We start from the raw sequence: 6,029 nt of genomic DNA, 5'->3' as shown, positions 1-6,029 counted from the left end.
GCGGCCATCAGAACGCAAAGCGCAGGTTACTCGGGGCGGACTTGCGCGGCCTGCATGCCCTTTTGCCCTTGCTCAGCGATAAACGAGACGGTCTGGCCTTCCTTGAGGGACTTGAAGCCATCGGACTCGATGGCTTTGAAGTGCACGAAGAGGTCGTCGCCGCCCCCTGACGGAGTGATGAAGCCGAACCCCTTCTCATCGTTGAACCACTTCACCGTGCCGAGTTGCCGGTCGGACATGTCCACTCCAAGGATTGCGTGGCGACCCAGCGCCGCCAAACGGATCTTGGCACGCGGACGCCCGGTCGCGCCCAGAACCTCGCCCAAAAGCTACGGCGGCCACGCATCGCAGTCGCCCCGAGCTGCAGGCGGTGTACGAAGCGACGTGGCAAGCCACCGCACGACGGCCCGGCTCGCTGGTGGTCATGGTGGGCGGATGGAGTCCTCGGTGGCGGGGGAGCCGTCGGCGTGGACCAGGTCCTTGCCGTACAGCCGCTTCCGCGAGGCCGTCTTCGAGCCCTGGACCCAGTGGTCACAGGCAGGATGCAGCTCGCCGAAGGTCGCCAGGAGGGTAACGAAGAGGGCGAGGCGCTCGGTGGTGAGGGGGAGACGGGGCATGCTGAGGTTCTCCGATCTCGGACGTTCAGGTGAAGGGGAAGCGGGGGCGCGGAAACTGGTCGCCCGGCTGGAGGATGTGGTCATATCGGCGAATGCCTGGGACGTTCCCGCGGAGGATTCACCACCAAGATCCACCTTGCCGCCGAGGGACGATGCCGGCCCCTCGCCTTCGTCCTGACACCCGGACACTACGGCGACGGACCCCAGCTCGAGCGGGTCCTGGAGCAGGTATCGGTGCCCCGAACCGGAGTCGGCCGCGCCGGGCCGTCACCTGCACACAGCCGGAGGCCGGCCGGCCCTTGGGCCATCTCCGCCAAGCACACGATGCCCGCCTACGGGTGCCTGCGCCGCGTGCACGCAACGTCCTCCGTCCCGCTTACTGGCGGCGGGCTCACCCACAGGAGCAGGCGGCCCGCGCCATGGGGCTACTGCGCCAGGCCGCCGGAGAAGGGCTGGAGGAAGTCGGCGATGGCCGAGGCCAGCGCTGCGGGTGCTTGTTCCGCGACGTGGTGGCCGGCGTCGATGCCGTGCCCGCGGACGTCACCGGCCCACCGCCGCCAGATCGCGCGAGGGTCACCGTAGAGGTCCTCCAAATCGTCTTGCAGCGACCACAGGATGAGCACCGGACAGCTGATCTGCGCGCCGCCAGCACGGTCGGCCTCCTCGTGCCGCCGGTCGACGGTCAGTCCGGCTCGGTAGTCCTCGAGCATCGCCCGGACCACCTCGGGATTACGGGTGGCCTGCCGCCACTCGTCGTAGTTCTCCGCGCCCATCACCTCACGGTCCCCGTGGTACCAGCTGTCGGGATCGGCGTTGATGACCCGCTCGGGAATGTCCGGCTGGGCGAAGAAGAACCAGTGCCACCACCCGGTGGCGAACTCAGGGGTGATCCGCGAAAGGTGCTCCGTCACCGGCAGGGCATCGGCGAAGACCGCCCGCGTGACCGCCTCCGGATGATCGAGTGTGAGGCGCAGCGCGACCGCCCCTCCGCGGTCATGTCCCACCGGTGCGAACCGGTCGTGGCCGAGGTGGCGCATCACTGCCACCACATCTGCGGCAACGGCCCGTTTGGAGTAGCCCGCATGATCTGCGGTGAAACGCGGCCCACGGGAGCGCCCGTAACCCCTGAGATCTGGACACACCACGGTATAGCCCGCCTGCACGAGAAGCGGAGCCACGCGGTGCCATGTGGCCGAGGTGCGGGGGTAACCGTGCATGAGCACCACCGGCGGCCCGTCACCGCTGTAGCGGACGAACGCCGAAGCCTCGCCGACATCGATCTGTGCCGTCTTGAATCCCTCGAACACCTGGGCCTCCTCAGCATTGTGTTCACACGCGGCATGCGTGCTGGCCCCCGAGAAGTACACGTCGGGGGAGCACACACCTACCCTCTTGTCCCACCCCGATACCACCGAACGTGCCGGGTGCGACGCACGGCTCTCGTGCAGTTACAGGCCGCGAGAGGCTGAAGATGCTGGTGGCCAACCGGGGAGACACCCACCGACTAAGCCAGGGCGAACCCGGCGCCCCAGCCACCCAACGGTGCGGACTGTGCCCGTCAGTGGCATCTGACGCACCGGCTTTGCTGACGTAGAACCCATCCCGCAGTCGCCGGCCTCGGTAACTGGCCCTGCTTGCCCCAGGTCGGGCCCCATTCCGGCTGCCGCACGGGACGGCATCGCGTGCGTGACGCTACTTCCGGCGGCGCACCTCCGTCAGGAACGCTGCTCCCAGGCACAGTGTTCCGGCCGTCATCGCACCGAAGAAGGCTCCTGTGAAGAGCAGAGCATTCGCTCCCTCCACGGTGCCGTCCTGATGCACGCACGACGCTTCAACGGGGAAGCGAGCCGTGCGCAGGTCCGCGCAGTGATTCGGCAGATCCTCGTGGAGCACCTCTGCATTCACCCAGGAGAGCCCCCACAAAAGCAGAAAGATGCCGGTGAAGGCGCAAGCGGCCCCCCACAAGCGGTTCAGTTGGGCTTCACGGGTGTAGGTCTGGGACACACACGAAGCGTATCGCCTTCTCCTTTGAGTACCGTTCCAGCTGTGGGCCGCCTCGAAGTTCTGCCATGCCTGTGGCCTATAGGCGCTGCTCCGTCGCGCTTCGGCAGTAGGAAGCGACCGCTCGTTTTACCGCCGACAGAAAGCCGCACCCGCCAGAGGGGAGTTCGTACATCCGTGAGTGGGGCCAGGGCGCTCCTGTCCGCGTGCACGGCCAGTGAGTTCGGCGTAATGATCGGTCCGCTACGGGGGCGCGGATGCCGGCCCGGCACCCCACCGGGCTGAGGGGTGCGGCCAGGTTCTGGTGGCAGGCCGGGCCGGTGTCCAGGCGAGGTGTTCGAGCCCGCCGAGGGAGCGGTCATGGCGCTGCCTGAGGCAGATTGTCCCGCCTGCGGGATACGGCGCAGGTCACCGACCGTGCACGCAGACGGGACAGCGGATGCACTCATCCCATACTACGACCGCCATCGAAACAGCGCTTCCAGTGCAACCGTCGACGTGACATTGTCGGGTGGGTGCCGACACCCTCCAACTCACCCTGGCTGGCCGTGATCGCACCGTCGATGCCGTGGGTGCCCGCCGCAGACAGGCCGCACCAGGTGGTGGGCCACCATTGGACAATCCACCCCCACCTGCAGGGCACCTCGGCCCCGTACGAAACAGACAGGAGTCGCCCCGTGCTGATCAACCTCCACAGCCACCTCGAAGGACGTGTGCGGCCCTCCACCGCGGCCGAGCTCGCCGCCCGCTCCGGCCTTCCCGTACCGAACGGTGGCTGGGAGCAGGCCATCGGGCTCGACGGGCCGGTGGACCTGACCGCCTTCCTCGCCAAGGTCTCGCGCACCTACCCCTTCTTCCGCACCGGCGACACACTCGCGCGCATCACCCGCGAAGCCGTCGAGGACGCCGCCGCCGACGGCCAGGACTACCTCGAAATACGCTTCGGCCCCGCCACGCACACCCACGACGGTTTTGGCCTCGATGACGTGATCGCTGCCGCCCTCGACGGGCTGCACGACGGCATCCGCGCCACCGGCATGCCCGCCGACCTCGTCGTCGCAGCCCTGCGCCACCACAGCCCCGAAGTCAACGAGGACGTCGCCCGTGCGGCGGCCAAGCGGGCCGGGGACGGCGTCGTCGGCTTCGACCTCGCCGGTGACGAACTCCTCCACCCCGACCTCGCCCCGTACACCGGCGCTTTTGCAATCGCCCGTTCCGCCGGACTCGGCATCACCTGCCACGCCGCCGAAGCGGGCCCCGGGCACTACGCCAAGGACGCCGTCCGGCTCCTGAAAGCCACCCGCATCGGCCACGGCACCCACATCGCCGACGACCCCGCAATCCTGCGCTGGGCCGCCGATAACGGTGTGGTCGTCGAGATCTGCCCCACCTCCAACCGATACACCGGCGCCACGCCCTCCATCGACCAGCACCCAGCCCCCCGCTTCCTCGCAGCAGGCATCCCTCTCGTCCTAGGCGATGACAATCCCATGCAGACTCGCTCCCCCCTCAGCGCGGAGGCCCAACTCCTCACCGCAGCGCTGGGGTTCACCGCCCGTGACCGAGCCGCTCTGGACGCCACCAGCATCGCCGCCGCCTTCATGAACGACTCCGTACGCGGTGACCTGCTCACCCGGCTCAGCGTCCGAGCGCGCACCGAAGCCCGTTGAGCAGCCCGACGGACCAATCAGGCAAGTGTGGCGTCCGGACGGCTCGCACGGTCTTCTGGGCGCCCAGGCTCGATGTGCCGCTGCTCCTGCTTGCGGCCGCCGTCCTCGAGTACGTTGAGGGTGGCCTGCTCCCAGGTCCACTCGGTCCAGTCGTCGCCGATGAGCCGCTGGTGGATGAACTCCGTCTCCACCCAGTCGTCCATGTTGTGGTCCCAGAGCCACACGAAGCGCGGCGCACAGGGGCTGTAGCGGATCTGCCGGCGCCTGCCCTGCCCGGGAATCACGGTGTGCCGGTTCTTGTGCTCCTGCAGAGTCTGGCTGGTGTAGGGGGTGTTTCGACAGTGTTGGTCACGGCCATGCGTAGCGGAATCACTGGTGCCAGCGCACCGGTTCCGACAAGCTGCGACACATGGACTGGACGCCCCTGCTCTCCACACTGACCGGTGCCGTCATCGGCATCGCAGCCACTCTGATCGCCGACCGCAACCGGTGGGCGGCGCGAGGGAACCAGGCATGCTCTGGAAGTACGGCGCGAGGTCTACACGGGGTATGTTTCCGCCCTCAAAGCCGCGGGTGAGGAGATACGGGCCGTTGCCTTGGGCGACCACATGTCCGAGTCGGCACGCGACGCGACAGTGCGGGAAGCTGTGCGCGGCACCGGCATCTACACGGCGAGCGAACGCCTTCGGCTCGTGGGCCCCCGCAGGTCGTGGAGGCGGGGAACGAGGCGTTCCACTGCCTGCGCGCGATCCGCGACACCTATGCCCGTGGAGTGACTGTGGGCTCCGCCGATGAGGCGCCCCTCATAGAGCGACGACGCAAGGCCATGGCGCAGATGCGTCACCTCGTGCGTCAGGACCTTGGCATCGGCCCCCTCGCTATCGAGTGATGTGTCATCAACCCTGAGTTCGGCTCACCCTCGCGAGCTCCCCGCCACCGTGCAGGTCAACCATGCATTGATGGCCGCGACCAGCACGGTCGCCTCATAGCGGACGGCAAGCTTGTCATATCGCATCGCGGCGGCGCGGTGTCTCTCGAGTCGATTGATCCCGCACTCGACCGCGTGGAGCTGGCGGTAGTCGGCCGGGTCGAATAGCGGCGGCCGGCCGCCGCGAGATCCGAGCTTTCGGCGGTTGCGCGCCTGGTCGGGCTTGTCCGGGATGGTGCAGCGGATCCCGCGGCGGCGCAGATAGGCACGGTTCCTTCGGGTGGCATACGCCTTGTCAGCACGCACTCGATCGGGACGGACACGTGGCCGGCCCGGTCCAGTGCGAAGCACGCAGACCGCTGCCGGCAAGGGTCCGAACTGCGGTAAGTCCCCGCGCTGTCCTGCTGTGATCACGCTCGTCATGGAATTTTGTCCCTGCTCAACGGCCAAGTGCAGCTTCATGCGGACTATCCTGCGGCAGTCGGCAGTCGGGTATGTTGTGCTGGTCACAGGCACTCGTCGATGGCTGTGACCAGCCCAGCCGCCTCGTAGCGGACGGCGAGCTTGTCGTATCTCGTGGCAACCGCGCGGTGGCGCTTGAGACGATTGATTGTGGGACGCACCCTACTGTCGCTCCCCCGCACCGCGATGATCTCGGTTGGGGGGCAAGGGGAACTTGCTGATGACCAGTGGACAGTGTTGTGCTCGTCGCTGCCAGTCGCGGTGTCGGACCGGGGCCCCGTGCCGGGAGATCAGCTCCTCACCCAGCGGCCAGATCCGCGATCCGCAGGAGTTCCTCGGGCAGGTAGTCGC

Annotated in this window: 7 protein-coding genes and 1 pseudogene; 2 read left to right on the top strand and 6 right to left on the bottom strand. The window is 67.8% G+C overall.

Annotated features, from left to right (window positions below):
* Nucleotides 1–26 precede the first annotated feature (26 nt).
* Both ABZ371_RS27860 and ABZ371_RS27855 read right to left on the bottom strand, forming a co-directional pair.
* Nucleotides 27–239, bottom strand: a complete 213-nt coding sequence (locus tag ABZ371_RS27860) for a cold-shock protein (protein ID WP_358684535.1) — start codon at nt 237–239, stop codon at nt 27–29.
* 183 nt (nt 240–422) lie between these two features.
* Nucleotides 423–617, bottom strand: coding sequence for a hypothetical protein (locus tag ABZ371_RS27855; RefSeq protein ID WP_358684529.1), 195 nt, complete (start codon nt 615–617; stop codon nt 423–425).
* A 96-nt stretch (nt 618–713) separates the two neighbouring features.
* Between ABZ371_RS27855 and ABZ371_RS27850 the strand changes: the two are divergent.
* Nucleotides 714–854: pseudogene (locus ABZ371_RS27850) on the top strand (IS5/IS1182 family transposase); the annotation flags it as partial.
* A 188-nt stretch (nt 855–1,042) separates the two neighbouring features.
* Here ABZ371_RS27850 and ABZ371_RS27845 read toward each other — a convergent pair.
* Both ABZ371_RS27845 and ABZ371_RS27840 read right to left on the bottom strand, forming a co-directional pair.
* On the bottom strand, nt 1,043–1,924 hold the full coding sequence (locus ABZ371_RS27845) for an alpha/beta hydrolase (RefSeq protein ID WP_358684532.1): 882 nt from the start codon (nt 1,922–1,924) through the stop codon (nt 1,043–1,045).
* Between the two features lie 385 nt (nt 1,925–2,309).
* Entirely contained in the window at nt 2,310–2,621 is a 312-nt protein-coding gene (locus ABZ371_RS27840; RefSeq protein ID WP_358684527.1) for a hypothetical protein, read from the bottom strand.
* Nucleotides 2,622–3,295: 674 nt separating this feature from the next.
* Between ABZ371_RS27840 and add the strand changes: the two genes are divergently transcribed.
* Nucleotides 3,296–4,288: an adenosine deaminase gene (gene add, locus ABZ371_RS27835; RefSeq protein ID WP_358684524.1), complete on the top strand. Its 993-nt coding sequence runs from the start codon at nt 3,296–3,298 to the stop codon at nt 4,286–4,288.
* A gap of 17 nt (nt 4,289–4,305) precedes the next feature.
* Here the strand turns inward: add and ABZ371_RS27830 are convergent, their stop codons facing one another.
* Together ABZ371_RS27830 and ABZ371_RS27825 are read right to left on the bottom strand one after the other, a co-directional pair.
* Entirely contained in the window at nt 4,306–4,572 is a 267-nt protein-coding gene (locus tag ABZ371_RS27830) for a hypothetical protein (protein ID WP_358684522.1), read from the bottom strand.
* 629 nt (nt 4,573–5,201) lie between these two features.
* On the bottom strand, nt 5,202–5,726 hold the full coding sequence (locus ABZ371_RS27825; RefSeq protein ID WP_358684520.1) for a transposase: 525 nt from the start codon (nt 5,724–5,726) through the stop codon (nt 5,202–5,204).
* Nucleotides 5,727–6,029 lie beyond the last annotated feature (303 nt).

Source organism: Streptomyces sp. NPDC005899 (assembly GCF_040629645.1).
GTDB lineage: Bacteria > Actinomycetota > Actinomycetes > Streptomycetales > Streptomycetaceae > Streptomyces.
The sequence above is the reverse complement of the archived record's forward strand: the minus strand, read 5'-3'. Positions and strand labels throughout refer to the sequence as shown.